19 protein-coding genes and 1 other RNA gene are annotated in these 22,398 nt (G+C 38.7%); 14 read left to right on the top strand and 6 right to left on the bottom strand.

The annotated features are described in order from the left end of the window. Window positions 1-13: 13 nt before the first annotated feature. The 9 genes from G337_RS0121150 to yddG all read left to right on the top strand — a co-directional run bounded on the left by G337_RS0121150 (window position 14) and on the right by yddG (window position 10,966). Window positions 14-892, top strand: a complete 879-nt coding sequence (locus tag G337_RS0121150) for an ABC transporter six-transmembrane domain-containing protein (RefSeq protein ID WP_028865615.1) — start codon at window positions 14-16, stop codon at window positions 890-892. 397 nt (window positions 893-1,289) lie between these two features. After that, entirely contained in the window at window positions 1,290-1,682 is a 393-nt protein-coding gene (locus G337_RS0121145; protein ID WP_028865614.1) for a hypothetical protein, read from the top strand. A 98-nt stretch (window positions 1,683-1,780) separates the two neighbouring features. Further along, window positions 1,781-5,554, top strand: coding sequence for a DNA replication protein (locus G337_RS0121140; RefSeq protein WP_028865613.1), 3,774 nt, complete (start codon window positions 1,781-1,783; stop codon window positions 5,552-5,554). 412 nt (window positions 5,555-5,966) lie between these two features. Then, window positions 5,967-7,100 (top strand): membrane-bound lytic murein transglycosylase MltC, encoded by a 1,134-nt coding sequence (gene mltC / locus G337_RS0121135; RefSeq protein ID WP_028865612.1) that lies wholly within the window; start codon window positions 5,967-5,969, stop codon window positions 7,098-7,100. A 138-nt stretch (window positions 7,101-7,238) separates the two neighbouring features. Next, window positions 7,239-8,066, top strand: a complete 828-nt coding sequence (locus tag G337_RS0121130; RefSeq protein ID WP_084605545.1) for a substrate-binding periplasmic protein — start codon at window positions 7,239-7,241, stop codon at window positions 8,064-8,066. A gap of 177 nt (window positions 8,067-8,243) precedes the next feature. Further along, entirely contained in the window at window positions 8,244-8,669 is a 426-nt protein-coding gene (locus G337_RS0121125; RefSeq protein WP_028865610.1) for a GNAT family N-acetyltransferase, read from the top strand. 98 nt (window positions 8,670-8,767) lie between these two features. Beyond that, window positions 8,768-9,079 carry a hypothetical protein gene (locus G337_RS0121120; RefSeq protein ID WP_028865609.1) on the top strand — a complete coding sequence of 104 codons (312 nt, stop codon included), beginning with the start codon at window positions 8,768-8,770 and terminating at the stop codon, window positions 9,077-9,079. Window positions 9,080-9,168: 89 nt separating this feature from the next. Continuing rightward, entirely contained in the window at window positions 9,169-9,783 is a 615-nt protein-coding gene (locus G337_RS0121115) for a hypothetical protein (protein WP_028865608.1), read from the top strand. 256 nt (window positions 9,784-10,039) lie between these two features. Then, a complete protein-coding gene (gene yddG / locus G337_RS0121110) occupies window positions 10,040-10,966 on the top strand; it encodes an aromatic amino acid DMT transporter YddG (RefSeq protein ID WP_037028270.1) in 927 nt (308 codons plus the stop codon). 279 nt (window positions 10,967-11,245) lie between these two features. On the opposite strand, the gene G337_RS0121105 is transcribed toward yddG, so the two are convergent. Then, the gene (locus G337_RS0121105; RefSeq protein WP_028865606.1) at window positions 11,246-11,752 is read right to left on the bottom strand and encodes an SRPBCC family protein; all 507 of its coding nucleotides are present in this window, start codon (window positions 11,750-11,752) and stop codon (window positions 11,246-11,248) included. Between the two features lie 72 nt (window positions 11,753-11,824). Continuing rightward, window positions 11,825-12,472, bottom strand: coding sequence for a TetR/AcrR family transcriptional regulator (locus G337_RS0121100; protein ID WP_028865605.1), 648 nt, complete (start codon window positions 12,470-12,472; stop codon window positions 11,825-11,827). Window positions 12,473-13,247: 775 nt separating this feature from the next. On the opposite strand from G337_RS0121100, the gene G337_RS0121095 reads away from it, so the two are divergent. The 4 genes from G337_RS0121095 (at window position 13,248) to G337_RS0121080 (ending at window position 17,318) form a co-directional block, all read left to right on the top strand. Further along, entirely contained in the window at window positions 13,248-14,252 is a 1,005-nt protein-coding gene (locus G337_RS0121095; RefSeq protein ID WP_028865604.1) for an ABC transporter substrate-binding protein, read from the top strand. 56 nt (window positions 14,253-14,308) lie between these two features. Continuing rightward, entirely contained in the window at window positions 14,309-15,199 is an 891-nt protein-coding gene (locus G337_RS0121090; RefSeq protein ID WP_028865603.1) for an ABC transporter permease, read from the top strand. Window position 15,200: 1 nt separating this feature from the next. Next, a complete protein-coding gene (locus G337_RS0121085; protein WP_028865602.1) occupies window positions 15,201-16,436 on the top strand; it encodes a quaternary amine ABC transporter ATP-binding protein in 1,236 nt (411 codons plus the stop codon). Window positions 16,437-16,544: 108 nt separating this feature from the next. After that, entirely contained in the window at window positions 16,545-17,318 is a 774-nt protein-coding gene (locus tag G337_RS0121080) for a hypothetical protein (protein WP_028865601.1), read from the top strand. 133 nt (window positions 17,319-17,451) lie between these two features. Here the strand turns inward: G337_RS0121080 and G337_RS0121075 are convergent, their stop codons facing one another. The 3 genes from G337_RS0121075 to G337_RS27020 form a co-directional block, all read right to left on the bottom strand. Beyond that, complete coding sequence (locus tag G337_RS0121075; protein WP_028865600.1) at window positions 17,452-18,441, bottom strand: ribonuclease Z; 990 nt, start codon at window positions 18,439-18,441, stop codon at window positions 17,452-17,454. Window positions 18,442-18,682: 241 nt separating this feature from the next. Then, an RNA gene (gene ffs / locus G337_RS28440) (signal recognition particle sRNA small type) lies at window positions 18,683-18,780 on the bottom strand. A 147-nt stretch (window positions 18,781-18,927) separates the two neighbouring features. After that, window positions 18,928-19,236 (bottom strand): FKBP-type peptidyl-prolyl cis-trans isomerase, encoded by a 309-nt coding sequence (locus tag G337_RS27020; protein ID WP_245597693.1) that lies wholly within the window; start codon window positions 19,234-19,236, stop codon window positions 18,928-18,930. 716 nt (window positions 19,237-19,952) lie between these two features. Between G337_RS27020 and G337_RS0121060 the strand changes: the two genes are divergently transcribed. Beyond that, window positions 19,953-20,582: a class I SAM-dependent methyltransferase gene (locus G337_RS0121060; RefSeq protein ID WP_028865599.1), complete on the top strand. Its 630-nt coding sequence runs from the start codon at window positions 19,953-19,955 to the stop codon at window positions 20,580-20,582. A 165-nt stretch (window positions 20,583-20,747) separates the two neighbouring features. Here the strand turns inward: G337_RS0121060 and emrD are convergent, their stop codons facing one another. Continuing rightward, window positions 20,748-21,974 (bottom strand): multidrug efflux MFS transporter EmrD, encoded by a 1,227-nt coding sequence (gene emrD / locus G337_RS27015; RefSeq protein ID WP_051303472.1) that lies wholly within the window; start codon window positions 21,972-21,974, stop codon window positions 20,748-20,750. Window positions 21,975-22,398 lie beyond the last annotated feature (424 nt).

Below are 22,398 nucleotides of genomic sequence, written 5' to 3'. Positions count from 1 at the left end.
CATAGGGATAATGATGTCAAATTGCCTCCACATTACATTAAAGTCAACAATTCAGCTAGATCCATTCAAAGTCGCACTTACTTGGATAATGGTACTGGTTGAAAACGTGATGTTGATTTTATTACCCTTATTTATCGGCTACGCCATTGATGGTGTTTTAAATCAGCATATGCAGCCGCTGCTGAACTTTGCTTTGTTACTTCTAGCGCTAGTCATTGTAAGTGTACTACGACGTTTCTATGATACGCGAGTTTATGGGAACATCCGCTATAAGCTGGCTAGAATTGTAGATCGAAATCTAAAAGACTCTCCCATTTCAACGAGAACGGCTCGCCTGACAATGTCTCGCGAACTGGTCGATTTTCTTGAGGAAGATTTGCCCTCACTAATGACAGCCACGGTTCAGCTTATTGCGACGGTAGTGATTCTGGCAGCTTTTCATCTCAACTTAGCACTTTGTGTTTTAGCCTCCGGCGCTGCAATTCTGGTAATTTACAGTCTGTTTCATGGCGCCTTTACTCGTCTAAACGGCGAACTCAACGACCAGTTGGAGCAGCAGGTATCCGCTTTAAGCTGCAGTCGATTTACAGCGGCACGAGCTCACTTTAAACGCATTAAAAATTGCGAAATCAAACTGTCTGATACAGAAGCTGTTGCTTATGGTTTGATTTTCATTGTACTGCTCTCTGCCGTACTGGGTAATCTTTGGATGGTAAGCTCTCTTGTTGGACCAAGTGTTGGTCAAATATTCTCAATTGTTACTTATTCAATGGAATTTGTTGAAGCAGCGGTGGTATTACCTGTCACCCTGCAGACTTTATCTAGACTGACGGAGATAAGCCGGCGTTTAAATTCTTCATCAACATCAGAGTCAATACAGAATCATGCATAGGGCACTCTTATAAGGTTTAATACAACAGGTGCTTTAATTAACAACTCCCAGCAAACATAAGCCGGCAATAATGAAAGTTATTACCGGCTTTATCTCGTTCCCATGCTCTGCGTGGGAATGCATAGGTTTAACTCAGCAGTCGGAACCAGCCTGAAATCCCGCATATTCCCAGTAAGCATTACGACCGAGACTGGCTCTCTATGTCGTACCTGCCTTTACATATCATTAAGCTTTTTCCTTCGCAGAATTATAATCCAACGCACGGCTTTAGATGTAATTACGTTTCAGTGATAATGATGTGATATAGCACGGTGTTTTTTATATATAAAGGAGTAGTATCGCGTTAATAACTCAATAACCCTGTTAAAAGAAAGGGTTGGGATAGCCGGAGAGCTTTATGCCGAATGCAGGTGACAACTATACAGTGACATTAAAAACTGCGCATATGCAGTGGGGCACTCACAGGCACACCTCTACACGAGGAGTTGTATACGGGGAAGGCTACATACAGATCCCTGCGTCAGTTGCACGCAAGTTGAACATTTATAACAGCAATCATCCCGATGCAGGCAATGAATATAAGTGTTCATCTTATGATGGTTTCCTCACCAATGTAACGCTCAAAGCCTGCGGTTCATCCAGTGCCGGAGCACTGCATGCAAAGCAGTTTGAAGGGAGCGGTAACTTAAAGTTATTAGGGGACTGGTTTCATCAGATCAACGCACAGGAGGGTGATGAAATTGAAGTTTCCTGGATCTCAGCAAGTAATATCATTATTAGAAAAATATGAATTGTAAACAGGAAATTCCTTAGCTCCCTTTAAGTCTAAAAAACGCAATATTACATAATCATATTTCAACTATAACAATCTCAAACGTAAGGATACCTATGACTGGTACCAATCAAATCAGAGCGAAATTACTTGAACTTGAAGGCGGTGTATTTCAACGATTATGTGATGATTGGCTGCACCGAAAAGGCTATGAAAACATCAATGCTATAGGAATGATGCAATCAACTGATAGAGTTAGAAAAGGCACCCCTGATTGTTTATTTATTCAGCCTGATGGATATTATGTTTTTTCTGAATATACCGTTCAGCAAAACCGACTTGCCTCAAAACTTGAAGATGATATTAGCAAGTGCTTTGACGAGCAAAAGACAGGTATCAAGAGTGATCAAATTAGTGAAATAATTATTTGTTATTTAGGAGAACTTACAACGCATGAAATTAACCACCTAAAAAGCCTTTGTCAAAATAGAAATGTAAGATTAAGCCTTAATGGACTTGATTCAATATCTCTCAGCATTCAAAACTGCTATCCAGTCCTATCTGAACAATATTTAGGTTTGCCTCTTGATACGGGGCAATTACTTTCCGTAAATGATTTCATTATTCGATATGGAAAAAATAATCTTACAACTTCTATTGATAACAAAATGTTATTTCAGAACGAAGCGATAGAGCAAGGCATCGAGCAATTAGAGCAAGGACCGTTATTGCTTGTATCTGGTGCTGCAGGTGTGGGTAAAACATTGTTTTCTGTAAATTTAACCGTTGCAATGCAGGAAAGAAATTCAGATTTAAAAGTGTATTGCCTGTTCGATAAAGGTGCAGACTTGATAAGAGATATAACCGCACACTTTAGTGAACCTGGTGATTACATGGTATTTATTGATGATGCCAACAGGTTAGACAATAGGCTCGATTACATTTTACATTATCTAAATGAAAATGATGGCAATAGAACATTTCGCATTATTGCTACCGTTAGGGATTACGCTCGCGATTCAGTATTGAGTCAAGTTAATAAATTCACAGAGGTGAATGAGCAAAATATAGCCCCCTTAACAGACGAACAAATTAAAGAGTTAATTGTTGAGTTGTTCGATATTAACAACAGTGAATATCAACAAAGAATTCAAGAAATATCAGGAGGTAATGCGAGGTTGGCAATAATGGCTTCAAAAGTCGCAATTGAAACTAATCAAATCGATTCAATACAAAATGTTGCGTCTTTATATGACGATTATTTTGGTCAAAATGAAAACATAAAAGAAGTTGTAGAAAATGAAAAGTTAATGGCGGTAGTGTGTGCAATTTCTTTCTTCAGAAAAGTAGACAAGTTAAATGATTCGCATATGGATTGGGTGCAAAACTCATTTGGCATTTCACCCGAAGAATTCTGGGAATATGTTGGTGTTTTACATAAAAATGAGCTTGTAGATTTATATGAAAATGAGGTTGTAAAAATATCAGACCAAGTTCTCTCGACCTATTTATTCTATCTATCTGTATTTGAAAAGAAAACAATACCATTCTCGTTAATTGTAAATGATTTTTATCATGATTTTAAAAGAACCATCGTTGATGCCTTAAATCCTGTAATCAGTTCTTTTGACCACAAAAAAATAGTAAAAGAAATTAGGTGTGAAATAGAAGAAACGTTTAAGTCGATTTCTGAATCTGGCAATGTGACAAGTTCAATTGAATTTTTGAACTCTTTTTGGTTTGCATTGCCCACAGAAACATTAATTTTTGCCCAAAGACTAATTTCTGAAATGCCGTATATAGAAGGCTCTTGGGAAAATGAGTCATTTGAAGAAGCGAAAGGAGAGCCTTCCGAATCGTCATTAGTTACTTTGCTAAGTAATTTTAGAAATTTCGGTGACGTCGAGTTTAAAATGTCTTTTGATTTGCTTTTACAATATGTACAAAAAAGTAAAGAATCTCTTGGTCATATTATTAAAGAACTAACAGCAAAGTATAATTTTAAGCCTAATGATTGGCGTTATGGTTATTATATTCAAGCCCATGTTGTTGATACTTTAATCGATCGGAGTGAGGATGGTGAAAACTATCTATTTTCAAAACTTTTTATCTTAGTGGCTAAATCGTTTTTAAAAATTGAATATACAGAACATCAATGGAATCGAGGTGACACCATACGTATGATTACCTTTAGGTTGTCACCTGATGAATACCTCATGCCAATAAGGAAAAAATTAATTGCAAATTTATCAATTCTACAGCGTCTGTCAAACTACGAAAAAATAGTTCAGGAAATCTTTCAGGAGTATGTAAATCGATTAAGGTTTGAAGGAAAAGAAATGGCAGAAGCCGATTTGCCATATATAAAAGAATTTTTTGTAATCAATTTAGATTCGAATAACACTTCGCATTGCTTAATCATGCAAGACCTTTGTGAACATTTAGATTCACTTGAAATTGAATATCCTTCCGAATGGAAAAATGAGTTTGCAAGTGAAACTCTTGAACTATCAAACTTACTTATTGAAGATAGGCACGAGCAACGAATGCTAGACATGGGGCATGAAGAGTATAATAAATATCGTCATCAGTGTTTTGTAAAGTATTTTTCGGTTCTTACAAAAGAGCAGTTTACCCACTTTATGGAGCAGTGTGTTTCGTTGCACAAGGCTCTTTCTGGTAGAGAAAGGGATTATTCTTTAAATCGTGGCATTGAAATGAGTTTAAAGGCCCTTGCAGAGACACATCCAAAACGGTTCGCTGAAATTGTGGTTATGTATATTGATTATGACGATATATTTTCAGTTTACCCTTACCCAATAATTTCAAACCTGTTTAAAAATATGGATAACAAAGGAGTATGGGCATTAATCAACTCTAAGGAATATAACTGTAGAAAGTATTGGTGCTCATATTATTTCTCATTACTGCCAGAAGAGTATATTTCGAATGGAGAAGTTGAATTAATGCTTCAACATTTCAATGATATTGAAAGTCACGAGTTAACTAATTGGTTGGATTTCTTATCTAAATACAGAGTGGTAGACAAAGATATATATGCAAAAGTAGTAAATATATTAGTAACAAAATCTAAAAGTGATATTAATTATGCTAGACCATTAGGGCATATTTTTAGCACCAACTCTGAAATATTTGACTCTTGGTTTGAGGTTTTTGAATCTGATACAGGCTTGGTATTTGATGCGTATTTGGCTGCGTTTAAACTTGAACGTTATTGGGATTATAGAGGTGAAACCTTAGATATTTTGACAAATCGAAACGCTAATTTTCTGAATAAAATTGTTGATTGCATCTATGAAAATGAACGCTGGCCTAGTTCACATACCAATATGCCTGAATTGGATTTTTTATGGCAACGAGATAATTATGTAGATGACATAGAGCAATACGCTAAATGCGTATATAGCAAAGAAAAAGATTCATATGGGCGTAGGGATAATATTTTTTGCAAACTATTCTTGAAGGAAAAAGGAAAAACTGATGACAACGAGCTAGTCGTTAAAAAACAAACTTTCATTAAGCAGTCTATCTTGAACAATATTGATGATATTAAATATTCTTGCTTCCTTTTTAATGTCGCAAACTATATGAGTGAAGATTTTAGGAGAGAATTATTAAGTTTGTTTCTTCAAAATAATATGAGCTTTGATGACTTCCAGGTTCTTGATTATGAGTTAACAACTAGAAGTTGGTCGGGCAGTAGAGTTCCAATATTAGAGAAAGAAAAAAACTACCTTGTATCAATACTGCCTTTATTGAATCGGATAGAATTACTTGAACATAGAGGTTACGTTGAAAAACAAATTGAATATAAAATTAAGTCAATTGAATGCGAGAAAAAGCGAGACTTCTTGGAAAGTAGGTCTTAGCTAGAAGGCTGAAATCAGTTTTTATTTAAGTGACTTTTTACTGCTCAATACATCAAGGTAGAGGATGATTTGTGCATGATTAAATAGTGGTTCGGACAGTATTTAATCTTTCCCCCTTCGATAATGCCATTCGCAAATAAACGGTGCCAGGTCTTTAATCTTGAATCAAACAACTGCTTCAACGCTGGTGGACAGAATTCCATTCATATATAAACCGGTAATAATAAAGCTATTACAAAAAACTAAGCACCCCAAGCTTCTCTGTTTAATTCCTGTCGGTTTTATTGTTCCTAAATCATGGGGACGACACTTCTGTATTTGCCAAGTAGTTGATGTTTTTGGCTTTTAATATGCCCTGTTTGCGGCATAATGCGCGAAAGTCATAGGACAAAAATCGGGTAAGGATTACTGAGTGAAAAGGTTAACTGCAATAATATCAGGCGTGCTTTTATTAACTGCTTGTACAGAAACGAACCGCTATGGATTTACGCAGGAAGAGACCAAAAAGCGTATTGAATATTATAAAAACAATCCCGATGAAATAGAAAAGGATGTTCGCTCTGCGCTGGTTTTATTTTCTAATCTGGAAAAAAAGATAGATGATATATGGGGGGAAAAAGAGATGCAGCTTCCCGAGAAAAAAAAGTATGTGAAATATACTAATCATTATCAGGATCGGGCTTATATCGATTTTGATAAGGGCATTGTTCGCGTAGAAACAATTGCTGAATATTCATCTTTAACACATTTAAAAAGTGCGATTGTCACTACACTGTTGACTCCTGATTCTCCCAATGAGGTTGATGTTTTTTCATCCAAGGAAATTCCGGTCTTAAATAAAGAGCCTTTTTTATACAAGCAGATTCTAGATGAAGATAAACAGCCCATCCGCTGGCAATGGCGTGCTGAACGTTATGCGCAAAACTTAATTGATAACAAGTTACAGACTAAACAGAGCGGTAATAAAAAAATCTATTCAGTGGAGTTTAATTTAGTTAAAAACAGTGAAGAGATCCGCAGTTACAAATATTCAACTTTAGTTCAGCAAGCCAGCAAGCGTTACAACATTAAAGAAAGTCTTATTTACGCAATTATTAAAACTGAAAGCAGTTTTAACCCTTATGCCGTGTCTCATGCCAATGCTTATGGTTTGATGCAGGTTATCCCGAAAACGGCTGGAAAAGATGTCTTCCAAAAGATAAAAAAGCGTGATGATCAACCAACAAAAGCTTATCTATTTTCGCCTGAGAATAATATCGATACTGGAACAGCTTATTTACAAATTTTGAAGACCAGATACCTGAAAGGTATAAATAACGATACCGGTCGTCATTATGCGATGATATCCGCCTATAACGGCGGCGCGGGTAATGTATTTAAAACCTTTCATACTGATAGAACACAAGCTGTAAAGGTGATGAACAACAAAAACAGCCAGCAGATTTACGATAATTTAACCACCAGAAACCCGATTGCGGAAGCACGCCGTTATTTGTATAAAGTGAATAAATATGAAAAAGAATTTATTCATAGCTGGCAGGAATAGGGCTTGCACAGATCTCTGCAGCCAGTCACCATCAGTTGTTTTATTTCTTTTCACAACTGATGAAAAGCTAGGAGGAAAAGGTGGGACAGGCAAACCTTTTCCGTAGAATATGTGCTTATATTAATTCCCACGCGGAGCATGGGAACTAGAGAAAAATTTGAAAAAGGCAGGGACATGGAAAAGTACCGCATGATTCAGTTTGGAATGACTTTATGTGTTGTTCTTTTTAGCAAGAGTATCTGGGCATCAGAGCCGATTCGATTTACCTTGATGGAATATCCTCCTTTCATGTCTAAAAAAATGAATGAATATGGAGTACTGCCGGCAATTGTAACCGCGGCTTTTAAAAGGGTTGATACAGATGTAGTCTACAACTTTTATCCGCCAGCGCGGACTTTTGCAAATGCTAAAGCAGGAGAGTTTGATGGAACCGTCGGCTGGGTTCACTCCGATGAGCGAGAAAAAGCATTTCATTACAGCGATCCGATTTTCGAAGGTCCATTAGTATTTTTTCATTTAAAAAGCGTTTCTTTCGACTGGGAAACTGTTGATTGCTTAAAACAATTTGAAATTGGAATTGTATTGAAAAATTTCTACGGCAGATCATTTCATAACGCATTGGATGCTGGAAAATTGAAGGTTCAAAAAGTACCACTGGATAAGCAGAACTTTGATAAGCTGCTGGCTCAGCGTATAACACTTGTCCCTTTGAATCTGCATGTTGGTTTGAACTTTATTAAAAATAAATATCATCCGCTGACTGCAAATCGGATCACCTATCATCCGCGGCCGTTGAAGACTTCTATTTACCATATTCTGTTTTCTAAGGCGGTCAAAGGAAATGAGGCCAAAGCAAAACTTTTTAATCAGGGACTTCGCCTTTTGAAAAAAAGTGGTGAGTATCAGGAAATAATCGCGCAGTTTAATTTAAAGAAAGATTTAGTATCAATTGCTAAAACTAACTAGTTCCCGTTGAATATCAAGCAAATATAAATTACTGTTAAAAAATAGAATGGAGCTTTATTTAAAGCTGCAGGTTAAAGGGTTAATACTCTACTCTCAGCCATAAAATGCTGAGTATAAGGAAAGTACCTAACTCATAACGGCAGCTGCGTAGCTGCTGATCATCAAATGGAGTTATTCGTGAATTTTGAATTTGCACTTTCGCCGTCAGAAAAAGATGTGGCGGCCATTTATAACGGCTTACTAGAGTTCAATCAGCCTCATTTTCCTGAAATTAATGAGCAGACTTTTGGCTTATTTGTTCGGGATACAAATTCCACGGTAGTAGGTGGTGTTACAGGAAAGATACTCTTTACCAGCTTACACGTAAATTATCTTTGGCTGGCGAAGAGTATTCGCGGCAGCGGGATCGGCAGTGAGTTAATTAAACGTATAGAGCAGGAAGCTGCCGGGTATGGTGTTAATAATATCTATCTTGATACCTATACATTTCAAGCGCCCCAGTTTTATGAGCGGCTAGGCTTTACCGAAGTAGGGCGATATAGAGACTTTCCTTTGCCTGGTGTCGACAAAATTTTTTATCAAAAGAGCGTAGGACGAAGCTAATAAGCAGCTGCACTTGACTGTTTATGGTGGTTAGAGTTTTTTAAAGCGCATGTGAGCTAAGCGTTATGTGATTTTATTTCACCTTCAAGGAGGAATGTATGTATCTAGATATGTTTTTAGACATTGAGTCTATCTTCGCCATGACAGCGATATTGTTAATTACATTTTTATTGTATAGAAAAGAACCCGATATAATTGTAAGAGTGTTGAAGGTCTCTGAGTTATCAACTTATCTGGCTTTTACCGTTTCTCTGGTTTGGCTTGTTTATTTGTTTTCGACTATAGACGCACTAAAAGAATTAGGCCCAGGTTTAGCTTTTAGCCTTATATTAATGCTTTATGCGTCTATGTTTAGAGTAGCTGCACTTGCTGCAGGTAAAGTTAAAGTTAAAGAAAACATTAAAATATAACAGGTGTGTTATATGAGAATTTTATTCGCAGATGCTCTCTGCACAGGCGTTAGTTTCTTGCTGCCATGGATTGAAATAAAGAGGGAAATATGAATATTAGAATTTTAATTAGCTTGTTGTTTTTATTTTTTGCGAAAATATCATTTGCTGAAAATTATGTTTTGACTATTGGAAAGGAATCATATGAGCTTTCTTTAGATAAGGAAGTCCGCATTAAAGTCGGTGAGCATTATGTTTCTGCAAAGTTAAAACAAAAGGATTACCTTACATATACAACCGGTAATTTTTCATTTGAATATCCTAAACAGTATTCTCCTTCTAAGTCAGACTTAGGAGGGGGGATATTTCAGACTGCTATGATGACTCCTCTTGGGACAGTCGTACTAATTCAGGAATACACGAACATAGATCCTTCAAGTTTATTAGACTTAATGATTAATGAGGTCACTAAAGAAGAACGGGAATATGGTTATAAATTAGAATCGAGGCCATTATCTACAACTCTATCAGACGGTACTGTATTAAATGGAAAAGTTGTTACTTCGAAATATAAAGGGTCAGATATCGAAAGACTTTTTTACACATATGGTATTAAAGATTCAGGGTTGTTAATTATGACCCAAATTGATTATGAAATTGCCTCATCAGGTGATGAAGATGTCATTAACAGGCTTATCAAGTCACTTAAAGTTACAATGAAATGAACCGTATCAAATACTAAAAAACGCCCCCAAAGCTCAAGCAAGGACGCGCTATCGCGCGTCCTTTTGCTTAAAGTAAACGCAGGGCATCAAAATGAAATTACAAATGTTTAGATTTATTAAATAGTATTTTTCTCCAGCCCTTATTGTGAGCCGCAATCAATTTACTCTTTCTTTTTATTTTATTTTGTACACCTAGCATTATTTGTTAACCTGCTTCGTTTATCAAATGCTCTAGACGGGCGCCAGAGGAATTATCGTGACAGGAACACATAAATGCACACTTGCAGGGTGCTTGGCAATTTTACTATTCAGTACAACGGTAGGTTTTGTCCGCAATGTGGCTGAGCAGTTAGGACCTATTGGCGGTGCTGCAATGATTTATACCGTGAGTTCATTTTTTCTTTTGATCTTCATTGGTGCACCTCGATTTAGAACCTTCTCGCTCAAGTATCTTCTAATAGGCGGGACGCTGTTTGTCAGCTATGAAATTTGTTTATCGCTTGCGTTGGGAATGGCAAATAACCGAGTTCAAGCGGTCGAAATGGGCGTAATTAATTATTTGTGGCCGTCTTTAACTGTACTGCTGGCTGTGTTTATCAGTAAGAAACCCGTTAATAAGGCGCTTTACCCGGCGATAGCGCTGTCGTTTTTTGGTGTGGCCTGGACGGTAGGTGGTGATGAAGGGATTTCGATTAGTCAGTTGGCAGGGAACATAGCGACAAACCCGGCAAGTTATTCAATGGCGATGACGGGGGCCTTTATCTGGGCATTTTACTGCAATATCACCAAGCGGCTTGCGAACGGAAAGAATGCCATTACCTGGTTCTTTATAGCAACAGCAGCTGCTTTGTGGATTAAGTATTTTATTAGTAATGAGCCTGCCATGGTGTTTACATCAGGCGCAGCAATAGACTTATTGTTAACAGGAATGGCCATGGGGAGCGGATATGCATTATGGAACATAGGTATTATCGGCGGTAATATGATGCTTCTGGCAACTCTATCGAATTTTGCTCCTCTATTTTCTACTTTTTTATCTGCAGTGATTTTGGATATTGCACTGACTACAAAATTTTGGCAAGGCGTGGTGATGGTCACTGCTGCTTCCTTACTTTGCTGGTGGTTCTCCCGAGAAAAACCTTCTTCAGCTATAAACAATGCCCGGTATGTCGAGGCTGAATAAGTCAGCCTCATGTTAGAGGTTATCAAATTTATACAGCATATATACCCGTTATCATTCAAGATGCAAAAATCAGCAAGTCGTAAGGTGAACAGGTTCTAAGCGTGAAGGTGAAGATCTAACGGGTTAAATCATCTATTCATAACATTCTGATCTGAATTAATTTAATTTTCTGCATATTACAAATATCATCAAGTGAATGCATTTGCAATAATATCTGCGCACAAAAAGGGCTGGTCTTTAATCTTGAATATCAGCCCTTAGTTCTTAAGACGGAAATGATTAACTGATAATTATTGGGGCCAGTTCTTCACTCGCTGGTAATTTTTCATCCACTCTTTTTCCTGTCACGCAATGATACGCTAAGCCGCTCAACACTTTATTGAAAACACCTTTCATTACAGGGCGCATGATGAACTGTCCCATCAACCAGCCTAAAGGGCCTGCTTTTACAATAAAATCAGAAGACATGTAGATTTCGCTGGTGTTTGCATCAACCTCTTTTACGATCATTTCCGCATACATACTCTTTAGCGGTAGTGAAAATTCTGAAAGTACCATTTTATAACCTTGCCCCTCTTGAAACTCAATAATCTCTTCCACTAGGCTTGAGCCGTCATTAAAGGTACATAACCGTTTAGCTCCTAGCCCAGAGCTGATATCGCCGACGATAGGAGAGGTTTTTATCGTTGCTGCAAACTTTTCAACACTGCTGAAATCCTCTAATACTTGCCAGATTTTCGCTGCAGGGACATTTACCTTGATTGTTTTTTCTGTGTGATGTGCCATTTAAATATTCCTTTTTAAATTAATTAGTTGAAGCGGCTTTATGAGCTGCCAATATAGTTTTGATACAGTTGTTTAACTTGCTCGTAATCCTTGAATGATGATCTCAATTGAACTACTTAGATCTTTTTCAAAATCTGGTTTTAACTCTTTAAATTCCTGCTGTTGATAGATTTTAATCAAGGCCTCATTCTGCGAAGCAGCTGACCAGCAACTTGTTGTTGCTGCATAACTAAGATTTAGAAACTTAAAGGCTTTTTCACCCTGCAGCGCTGGATAAATCCTGCTTATTTCAACAGCAATCGAATACAGTAAATTTTTCGCTGATCTTTTGAAAATCAGTAACTGTTCATAAGAGCTGTTTTTTTCAAGAGATGTAAAAAGCAGCGGGGTGAGATCAAGAAACTCTGGGTGTGCGAGCTGTGAAGCCACCCAGGTGTCTGCAAAATGCTGTACGCTTTCGTCTTGTTCTAATTTCTGCAGTCGCTGCTGACAGTCTTCAACCCACTTTTCAAATAGCTCTGCAAATACATTCAAAAAAATTTCTTCTCTGGAACTAAAGTATCGATACATGTTGGATTTAGTAAATCCAGCCTCAGCAGCAATGCCGTTAAAACTTACATTGTCATAGCCGTTGTTTTTAAAAAGAGTGAAAGCCGCATTAAAAATAGCTTCTTTCCTTTCATTCTTCTTTTCATCTGTTGCTGCTCGCTGCCAATTCATATTTCTCACCTTAGTGTCTAGCGGTCTCTTATTTAAAGAATAAGAGACCACTGGTTACTTGCCAAGGGTTAAAAAGGATAAATGGCTGACAACAATCTGCATCAATTGTTGATATCGAGCCAATATGAATTCCCACGCGGAGCATGGGAACTAGAGGCTCCCTTCGGTACATAAGCCCTGCGTGAAAAGGTGAGACAGGCAAATCTTTTCCGTAGATATGTACCTATATGAATTCCCACGCGGAGCATGGGAACTAGAGAATGTTTCTACCGCCGGTGCTATTTTATTATCATAATGTGCTGATTAAATTCGCTTTTTGCCATAACTCTAATCACTTATTAAAAATTAGCACCACAGATTTTTAATCTTTAATCGATCAATTCTGTAAGAGACATGAATACAAGCGGGACATTCATTGTCATTTAATTTATCAATACCCAGGAATGATTAATAAATAGGCTCCTGCCTTTGCACACCTATATTGTCAAATATTTGTTCATTTTTAATCAGTAATTAAGCAGCTGCCCGCCGGCTTATATAAACGATTTGTTTTTATAAACCTTTGTCTGAAAAATACGTGTCAATGTCGCTGTGTAACTTGCTTTGTTGTCGATTTATGGAGAAAGAGGAACGAGAAGGATATAAGTTTATAATGACCTTTTTGTTATCCGCGAGTGACAATAAGAAACATCTTGTTCAAATCTTAGTTGACATTTTTATGCTTAATTACTGTATGGTAAACAGGAGTTAATAATAAATAGGGATATTAATTAATATGCGTAAACTTTTAAGCTCGTCTATACTTCTTGCTTGTTCATCAATCTCAACAACTGCGGCTGCAAGTGAATGCGGCACTGTTACCATTGCAGATATGAACTGGAATTCCGCCACTCTGATTGCCAATATTGACCGTTTTATTCTTGAGCACGGTTATGATTGTGATGCTGAACTTGTTCCCGGCGATACCATGCCGACAGGTGCCGCCATGATTGAAAAAGGCAAACCAGATATTGCACCGGAATTCTGGAGCAACTCAATGAAACCGGCATTAGATAAAGGAGTTGCAGAAGGGCGTGTTCGTTACGCAGGTGTAACACTCACCGACGGCGGCGAAGAAGGATTCTGGGTGCCGGAGTACATGGTTGAGAAAGATCCGACATTAGCAACAATTGCAGGTATTAAGGCTAACGCTAAGTTATTTAAACACCCGGAAGATCCAAGTAAGTCTGCATTTATGGGCTGTCCTGCCGGCTGGAACTGCCAGATATCAACGTCGCAGCTTTTTGATGCGATGGATTTAGCGGCTTCCGGTTTTGATTTGATTGATCCGGGCTCAGGCGCAGGTCTGTCAGGTTCCATTGCCAAAGCCTACGAGCGCAAAGAAGCCTGGATTGGTTATTACTGGGCGCCGACAGCAGTACTGGGTAAATATAAAATGGTTAAGGTTGATTTCGGCTCAGGCATAGATGAGAAGCATTTCAAAGAATGTATTACTCAAAATGACTGTTTAACACCAAAACCAACTATGTATCCGCCGTCAGCAGTCGATTCGGTTGTTACTGAAGAGTTTGCAAAAAGAGCACCGGAAGTTTTGTCTTATCTTTCAAGTCGTTCATTTACTAATGCGCAGATGAACACGCTGCTGGCCTGGATGGAAGACGAACAAGCTGAAGGTGAGTATGCTGTTGAATATTTTTTGAAAAATCATGAAGATACCTGGACTAAGTGGGTAGATATTTCAACAGCAAATAAAATTAAGAAAGCATTATCAGAATTGTAAGTAGTTCTCTATCAGCCCGGTGAGTCCGGGCTTTTTTGTATTAGGAAATAAATATAATGTCAGACAAATCATGGCTGTCGGAAATTCCGCAGCTTGACCGCTATCAGTTATTAAGTATCAGGAAAACACTGGACGGTGCTTACCGCAGCTTCTCGCGTGAATACGGTGACAGCATTGAATCATTTTTTGATCCCTTATTAAGCTTTCTTATCTGGTTCGAAAAATTATTACTCGGCACGCCATGGTGGTTAGTTATTGCGGTGCTGGCTGTTTTTGCTTATGCGGCAAGCCGCTCCTGGAAGTTAACTTTAGGCGTTATGGCCGCTTTTTTCCTGATCGGCTTTTTCGGCATGTGGGACAATACCATGCGTACCATGAGCATTATTTTAGTCTCCACTATGCTGGCCATTATAATCGGCATTCCCATAGGCATATCCATGGCGCGCTCGGATCGGGTACAGTCTATCGTCACACCGATACTTGATGTAATGCAGACCATGCCGGCCTTTGTATACCTTATCCCCGTGGTTATGCTGCTGGGTATTGGTAAAATCCCGGGTGTTATTGCGGTAATTATTTATGCCGTTCCGCCGGTGATCCGCTTAACCAATTTAGGCATACGCCTGGTTGATAAAGAAGTGCTTGAAGCAGCGACAGCCTATGGTGCCAACCCGATGCAGCGTTTATTTGGTGTGCAGATACCTTTAGCCATGCCTAATATTATGGCCGGTATTAATCAGACCATTATGATGGCGCTGGCAATGGTGGTTATCGCCTCCATGATAGGGGTAAAAGGTTTGGGGCAGCCGGTTTTAAAATCAATTACGAATCAGTACTTTACACTGGGTTTGTTAAACGGATTAGCAATCGTCGCACTAGCAATAATTTTTGACCGTATCTCGCAAAGCTATGCAAAACGTACGCTGCAGAATTTTGGAGGTAATTAAGATGAGTCAGAATAATAATGAAAATAAAAAAACTTTAATCAGTATTAAACACCTGTATAAAGTCTTCGGATCAAACGAAAAAAAGATACTTGAGCAGGTTAAAACAGGTAAATCCAAAGATGAGATCCTTGCTGAAACCGGGCATACTGTGGGTTTGTCGGATATTAATATTGATATATATCCGGGTGAAATATTCGTTATCATGGGCTTATCCGGCTCAGGAAAATCAACATTAATCCGCCACTTTAACCGCTTAATTGAACCGACTGCCGGTGAAATCGAAGTTGCAGGCAGTGATGTAATGAAGCTCAAAGAGAAAGAGCTTCAGGAGTTTCGCCGCAATAAAATGTCCATGGTATTTCAACGTTTTGGTCTGATGCCGCACCGTACTGTACTGCAGAATATCGGTTACGGCCTGCAGGTGCAGGGCGTTAAAAAAGCGCTGCGTCAACAAAAAGCACAAGAATGGTTAAAGACAGTCGGCCTTGAAGGTTATGGTAATCAGTATCCAAGCCAGCTTTCCGGCGGTCAGCAGCAGCGTGTTGGTTTAGCCCGGGCGTTATGTACGGACGCTGAAATTTTGTTAATGGATGAAGCTTTTTCTGCGCTGGATCCGTTAATCCGCAGTGAAATGCAGGATCAGCTGATAGAACTGCAGGAGAAACTGCATAAAACTATTGTATTTATTACCCATGATCTGGATGAAGCATTACGTCTAGGTGACCGCATTGCTATTTTGCGTGACGGTGTATTAGTGCAGCAGGGTGAGCCGGTTGATATTCTGCTTAACCCTGCGGATGATTATGTCGAAGCGTTTGTTAAAGATGTAAACCGTGCCCGCGCCTTAACAGTTGAAACAGTGATGCAGCCGCAAGTCTGCCGCATCTCCAGTGAAACAATAGGGGAAGCCGTTTTACAAATGCGTAAATCAAACCAGGACTATGGTTATGTTGTTAATGATGACGGCTACCAAGGCGTTATCACGCAGGATACGCTGGAAAATGTAGAAAAAAGTGATTACAGCAATGTAATTGATCTGTCTTTGTTAACGGATGTACCTGCAGTGCAGAACAACGCATTACTGGAAACAGTGATCCCGGATATGCTGGATAATGAGCTGCCGCTGCCGGTATTAAATGAAGATGGTGAAGTAGAAGGGAACTTATGCCGTTCAACGCTTGTTGATGTGTTGAGTGAACAGCCCAATGTTGAAGAGAAAAAACAGAAACACGCTTAACGCCTCTATTCAATATCAAACACCATGGGCTATTTCCTATGGTGTTATACTTCATTTTGGCGATTAATATAATTAACCTTGTTTCTATTTAAATAGACAGGCATCACAATGAAATTTTTTAAAAGATTGTTACTTTCATCCTTATTCACTTTACCCTGTTATGCATCAGATAACCTTGAGTTATATGAAAACAGCTGGCATGGAGAAATGAAATATAAAGTAGTGAGAGGGCTTATCGACGACTCAGAAGCTCAGCTGTATCAAACAATTGATAGTATTGGCTCCGCTTGTGAAGAATCAAAGAACAAGCCTTCGGAGCAATACTTTATTAAATGTATTCCCCCGAATGCCTATCCAATGATTTCTGCCATGATTAAAACTCATGCTAAATTTTTGGGGGAAGGTGATTCCTTAAATATGTGGGCATCAAGTGCTCTTATTAAAGCCGGCTTCGATAGTGATAAGGCTGGTATTGGATTTGATTATTCTAAATCTATAGACGACATAAAAAATAAGAGAAATACTCTGTTTTCCTGGTCTTTAGCTTTTAATCATGCCGTTGAAAAATACCCTAAACTATCTGAATTCGCCATTCATGGTAGAGTAGATGAAAAGAAGCTGCGTTTCGGTATTGACCACAGTGGTCTTTATGCTGATGATGCTCACATGCTCTTTGAGTTTATACTCTTGAAATTACTGCCTGCTCTGCATGATTCCAATGCTTTAAATGCAAATTCAGATGCTTTTATCTGGTCTAGTCTTGCGCTTAAAACCAAAGACAGCTGTATGAAATCTAAAAAATGTTATTTCCGATGGACAGAAAGCAAATCAGTTTACGAAATAGAAAAGTTTTTAAATAAGCATAACGCTAAGAATAACTGATTGATAACGGCAGAAAATAAAGAACAATCAGCAAAGGGCGGTTGTTCTTTATTAAATAATTTAGCAAAGCACCAGCCGCATGGAGGGGAGATAATTCGCCCGAGACCTGAAATTAAACTATAAGACTGCAGGCTTACTGCCCCACATACTTATTCTTATTCGATAAAAGCTGTAACTCCCCGTCTTTGTTTAATAAGTACATATCAAAGTCATTTGCTAAAAAAAGACTGCCGCTATAGTAGTTTGCAGCCTCATTTGCAATATCAGCAATTGATGGTGATGAATTCTTATTTCTACAATATCTGGGACTAAAATGTGTGAGAATTAAATTATTAATCAAGACTTCTTCGGCAAACTGAGCGACAGTTTTAGCTGTGCTGTGCTGCGACGCCTTGCCAACTTTCAACGAAACATCTTCAGTGTAGGTAGCTTCATGTATAAGCACATTTGCAGAGCCGGCCGCATTAGTCAAAAGGGCTGGCGTATCATTATCTCCGCATACAATAATCCGCCTTGGTTTTCTATCTGCTAATATATAGTCAGAAGCATTTATTTTCCTTCCATCAGGAAGCACCTGGTTTATACCTTTATGAATTTCTCCCCAGCATGGACCAGCTTTGATACCGTCTTTCTGCAGTTTGGCTATGTCTAATTTACCTTGGATTTTCTTTTCGCAAAAAGTATAAGCGTAAGATGGAACACAATGAGACAGCTCTGAGAACTCAACATCGAAATCATTGCCGTCGGTATATTCTTTGCACTCTTCTACATGTATAAAATTGATCTTATAAGATAAGCTGGACTTGGAAATCCTTTGCGTATTTTCGACAAAATCTTGTATGAGTGCGGGAGCGATTATGGTGAGGGGAGTGATTCTTCCCGCCAAAGATGCGCTGGCTAATAATCCGGGCAGCCCATAACAATGATCGCCATGGACATGGGTGATAAAAATAGACTCAAGGTTATTTAAACTGAGTTTTGTATGCAGAATTTGATGCTGAGTTGCTTCTCCGCAATCGATCAAACTCCATAATTTGGAGTTAGCCTTTTTAACTGCTGTTGCAGATACATTTCTTGATTTTGTCGGTGTACCTGCTGAGGTTCCTAAAAATATAATTTCCATTGTTTAACCGAGTTTTAATTTTTAGCCAGCTTACCACTTTCCGTTTTTCTTAACTGAGAGATGACTTTATAAAATAGAATTATGGGGAATTGAATAGCAGTTCAGTCCCTGTCATTTCATTAGGTTTAGCTGTGCTGATCTTTTCGAGTTAGAAAAGGTATGTAATGGTCATGGTTTTGTAAGTTTCTAAAATCACAAGTTTAAGAAGCTAATAATGATTAGAATAGAGGTGTGGGCGGCAGACTCCCCAGCAAACCCTCGGCACTTGAATCACCTACTATGGCTGCTGCCTTCCGGCTCTGACCAGGTTAATAAGTTATCAATGCGAGGAACCAGGAAGCCTACCATTGTCACTGTTATCAAATATCGCGTAACGATTTGATGGAAGGATTATATGTATAACGATATAGAAATCAACTATTACTTAGAATCTCACTTTTAACTGCCTGATTAACCAGCAGTTAACTCAAAATTTATTCAGAAACGCTAATATATATCTAATAAACGTATGTCGATAACTAATACCGCATTAGGACCAATGCTGCTGCGGTTGCCTTTTTTACCCCACGCTAAATCCGCAGGTATCACAAACTCATAACGTGCACCTAATGTCATATACTGCAGACCTTCAGTTAATCCGTCGATCGCTTCTTCGACACTAAACTTCTCAGAGCTATTGGTCTTGTAAGTATCGGCAATAACTTTACCATCTGTTAATAAAATGCGCTGATGGACTTCAACACTATCTTCCATAGTAGGGTGAGGGTTGTTTGTTTCCTCAATAATCCGATACATTAGACCCGAATCAGTGATGATCACATCTGATTTTTGTTGGTATTTTTTTGAAAAGTCTTCGCTGCTTTTTCTATTTTGCCCAGCAGAACCTTTGCCGCTTTTTTCTCTTTTTTACGTGCCATTTTTTTATATTCCGAAATAATACCAAATCCGATAATTATCTACTCATTTATGCAGGTTAAAATGGATGCTAGCTTCGTTATTGATTTTGTAATTAGAACAACTAGTTACTGCAATCAATGCCTTGCTTTCATCCATTTTTCCTACGCCTAAATAGATCATTTAATTAACGGAATTGGTATACTAAACTGATGATTTAGGAAGTAATATTGTTAACAGGTAACATTCAAGCAATACTATAAATGCAGCTCACTTAGAAAGCTCCGACTATTTTACATACTTCTCAAATGCCTTAACGCAATATTATACCAAACCCGATAAATAACTGCTTAATCTTATTGGTTAAAAGAGGCTGTTCCTGAGTTTAAAATACTGAACAATACGGAATGGAAAACTAGGGGATCACCCAATAGCAAGTGCTGCAGCTAAGTCATTTCAATATGTTTTCTCTGCTTTATTTCGGATTATCCCGTCATTATTATGATGAAGTATGCGGCAAGTATTATTCGCCGTTGTATTATGCTATTGGCAGCAATTTATTATTGTAATACTCAAAAAGTGATTTTCTGAACATCTGCGCATAGGAGTTCCTTTTTATGCATTTGCTCGACAAACTTAAGATAAAATTTTATCACCATAAACGTTTAAAAAAATTAGGTAATAATCGAGCTAGGGTGCAAGGCTGGAATTCCACCCAGTCACAACAGAATCGTTTTCAAGCATTATGTCAGCAGCTTGATTTTACAGATAAAAGCATTCTGGATTTAGGCTGCGGATATGGCGATCTTAAACAATATCTTGATCAATCCATCGGCCGGCAGGGCGGCTTGAATAACAAAATAGCAAGCTACCTTGGCATCGATCAACAAAACGCATTTATTAAATCGGCGCAACACCACTTTATAAACAGTACCAACACTGAGTTTATCAAGGCTGATTTTTCCACCAGCCCCCTGCCGAAAGTTGATATTATTATCGCAAGCGGATCATTGAATTACCGCAGCAGACAACAGGCTTATCATCAAAAGCTAATAACAGCGATGTATGAATCAGCTCGCTATGCGGTAGCTTTTAACATGTTAGACAGCCGCTATTTTACACCCGGCAAGCTTTTAATTTCCCACGATCCCCAAAAAGTACTTAAATTCTGCCGCTCAATATGCACGAACAGCCAATTATTCGACCACTACGCCAAAAATGACTTTACCATTATTATGAAACATTGAGTGGCAATATGCTGTTTTTATTATATTGGCTATAAATTTTCAGGCTGGTAAGTTGCTTGGGATAACGGATAACATTGCTTTTCATATCATTGAACGGACAGTTAGTAAACTTCTGTTACAAAAAAGCCTGCAAACTGCAGGCTTTTTTATGGTCTTTTTGAGCAGTTACAAAACCGCCAAATTACTCTTATCAAGATCGCAGTCAGATTTCGCGTAGTGCAGCGCAAAAATAACGAATATCACCATGATGACACACAACCCCCCGATACTCAGCTGCCCATGCATGGGGACCAATGACATCAGGAGCGCAGCCAGACCTGCGCCAAAGTTCTGTAAGCCGCCTAATAAGGCGCCGGCTACACCTGCGTGACGCGGGAAGGGCTCAAGCGCTGCAGAGGTTAATACTGGAAACAATATCCCCGCTCCGGTAAAAAACAGTACAGAGCCCACTAATAAGCTCCAGCCTATCACCAGGTTTGATAAACCCGGTATAAGTAGAAACAGAGCGCCTGCACCGAGCAGGGCAACGCTGTGATTCATGCCTTTACTGTTGTCACTGAGCCGGCCCGCATAATAGGCGCCGGCCAGATAACCTGGAATCGGTGCAACAAAATAGCTGCTCACCCAAAATGGGGATAGTTGAAGCACTTGCCCATAGAGTACACCTGCTATCGCTTCAAATGCTGCAATGCCGGCAAAAGTGGCGACTAAGCAGGTCAGATAACTTTTAAATTTTCTGTTAGCCAGAACGAAACGGTAGGACTTAGCCACAGGCTCCGGTTTACGCTGATCAGCGGGAAGAGACTCCCTGAACTTAAAGATAACTAACAAAAGCACTATCACGCCAAACACGGATAAGAGTTCATACACGGCCTGCCAGCCGAAATAATGTGTCATCAAGCTTCCAGCAAAGGGAGCCAGTAAAGGTGAGAATACTACTGCCATGGAAACATAGCTGTTAAATTTCACTAACGGCTCACCGAAATAGTGATCCCTTGGAATACTGCGGCACAGGGCGCCAGCGCTCGCTGTTCCTGCGCCCTGGAGTAATGTCGAGATGATAAGTGTTTGATAACTTTCGGCAAAGCCAGCTAACAGAGTGCCGATAATAAACACTGATAAACCGAAAATCAGTATAGGTTTACGACCAAGTCGGTCAGATGCCGGGCCATAGATGAATTGTGCTAAGCCGTATGATAAAAGGTAACAGGCCATGATAGCTTGTAACTGACCGGCAGTAACAGCAAAGCTGTCGGCAATTTCAGATAAAGCTGGAACAAAAATGGTTTGAGCCATCTGTCCACAGGAAACCATCATTACAATTAAAATGATAAGTAAGGAAAATCTTTGGTTTTGAATGCTTAGGTTTGAGTTCTGCAGTGGGGCGCTCATGGCATCTCCGAAACGGTAAAGTATCAGGTGGTATTAGATGCGCGCATCATACTCAGTTTAGGTACAATTACAATTCATAATATGCTTAGCGAATGTAAATTTTATGAAGTGTAAAGATTCTAAGGTTAAACTTGCAATATGTGTTGTATTTTTGCTTGTGAATCGGCTTAATAACATGTTTTTAATACAGATTTCATACGTACAGCGCAGAAAATAGCAAAAAGTTAATAATGGGAGATCTAATCCTTTTCGAGATATTTATTGCTGGGTTCATTCCACAGGAATCACCTCCTGAACACATAATTGCAATGGGCATGGTATTACTCCTTTGCTTTTGAAAATTTACTTAATCTTGCTCAACTAAATAATTCAAACTGTTTTTAATCCCGTCTAATGGTCAAGTAAAACTAGCCACGGATTTGCA

It is taken from the genome of Psychromonas aquimarina ATCC BAA-1526 (genome assembly GCF_000428725.1).
Lineage (GTDB): Bacteria > Pseudomonadota > Gammaproteobacteria > Enterobacterales > Psychromonadaceae > Psychromonas > Psychromonas aquimarina.
Note: the sequence above shows the minus strand (reverse complement) of the source record. Positions and strands in the feature narration are given on the sequence as shown.

Coding starts and splice junctions, on each gene's coding strand:
- G337_RS0121140 (WP_028865613.1), top strand. CDS start 1,781: ATGACTGGTACCAATCAAATCAGAGCGAAATTACTTGAACTTGAAGGC.
- G337_RS0121105 (WP_028865606.1), bottom strand. CDS start 11,752: ATGGCACATCACACAGAAAAAACAATCAAGGTAAATGTCCCTGCAGCG.
- G337_RS0121075 (WP_028865600.1), bottom strand. CDS start 18,441: ATGGAAATTATATTTTTAGGAACCTCAGCAGGTACACCGACAAAATCA.
- G337_RS0121130 (WP_084605545.1), top strand. CDS start 7,239: ATGGGAACTAGAGAAAAATTTGAAAAAGGCAGGGACATGGAAAAGTAC.
- G337_RS0121080 (WP_028865601.1), top strand. CDS start 16,545: ATGAAATTTTTTAAAAGATTGTTACTTTCATCCTTATTCACTTTACCC.
- G337_RS0121060 (WP_028865599.1), top strand. CDS start 19,953: ATGCATTTGCTCGACAAACTTAAGATAAAATTTTATCACCATAAACGT.
- G337_RS0121115 (WP_028865608.1), top strand. CDS start 9,169: ATGAATATTAGAATTTTAATTAGCTTGTTGTTTTTATTTTTTGCGAAA.
- G337_RS0121145 (WP_028865614.1), top strand. CDS start 1,290: ATGCCGAATGCAGGTGACAACTATACAGTGACATTAAAAACTGCGCAT.
- G337_RS0121120 (WP_028865609.1), top strand. CDS start 8,768: ATGTATCTAGATATGTTTTTAGACATTGAGTCTATCTTCGCCATGACA.
- G337_RS27020 (WP_245597693.1), bottom strand. CDS start 19,236: ATGTATCGGATTATTGAGGAAACAAACAACCCTCACCCTACTATGGAA.
- G337_RS0121095 (WP_028865604.1), top strand. CDS start 13,248: ATGCGTAAACTTTTAAGCTCGTCTATACTTCTTGCTTGTTCATCAATC.
- emrD (WP_051303472.1), bottom strand. CDS start 21,974: ATGAGCGCCCCACTGCAGAACTCAAACCTAAGCATTCAAAACCAAAGA.
- G337_RS0121150 (WP_028865615.1), top strand. CDS start 14: ATGTCAAATTGCCTCCACATTACATTAAAGTCAACAATTCAGCTAGAT.
- G337_RS0121085 (WP_028865602.1), top strand. CDS start 15,201: ATGAGTCAGAATAATAATGAAAATAAAAAAACTTTAATCAGTATTAAA.
- G337_RS0121090 (WP_028865603.1), top strand. CDS start 14,309: ATGTCAGACAAATCATGGCTGTCGGAAATTCCGCAGCTTGACCGCTAT.
- G337_RS0121100 (WP_028865605.1), bottom strand. CDS start 12,472: ATGAATTGGCAGCGAGCAGCAACAGATGAAAAGAAGAATGAAAGGAAA.